Source organism: Pseudomonas sp. EA_65y_Pfl1_P113, from assembly GCF_963970525.1.
Lineage (GTDB): Bacteria > Pseudomonadota > Gammaproteobacteria > Pseudomonadales > Pseudomonadaceae > Aquipseudomonas > Aquipseudomonas tritici.
Genome location: NZ_CAXAQM010000488.1, coordinates 1 through 471 on the forward strand (window position 1 = coordinate 1; position 471 = coordinate 471).

Here is a 471-nt window from a genome sequence, read left to right on the forward strand (position 1 = left end):
ATCGTCGCTCAGCGCGACGCCGAGCTGGCGCGCGAGCGCGTTATTGCTGTCCGATCCGAGCGCTGGATAAACCGTGTCGAAATGCAGTTCGCTGCCGTCGGTCAGGTGGAGTGCAACCCGATCACCCGAAAAGTCCATCCGGGCCAGCGGCCTCGGTGCGAGTGCAATCCCGGCCGCGCGAGCGCCGAGCGATCGTCGGCGCTAAGGTCGATCGTCTCGTGCGCGACAAACGTGATCTGGTCGGAGAAAGTGCGCAGGAACAGCGCCTCCGCGACGCCGTGCGTGTTCGCACCAATCACTCCGATTGCCAGCCCGGTCGCCTCGTAGCCGTCACAGACCGGACAATACCGCAGCACACCCCGCTGCAAGGCGTCGCGGTGCGTATCGGCATCGAGCGCAGGGCGGCGATTCTCGACCCCGGTTGCGATCAACACGGCGCGCGCGGCGATCGTCACGGTCGATCCTCGCGCT

General features: G+C 66.5%; 1 protein-coding gene. It reads right to left on the reverse strand.

The window, feature by feature from the left end; all coding sequences use genetic code 11:
• Positions 1 to 101: 101 nt before the first annotated feature.
• The coding region (locus AACY52_RS30715) for an FAD-dependent oxidoreductase (RefSeq protein ID WP_339561448.1) at positions 102 to 471 on the reverse strand (370 nt) is incomplete at its 5' end.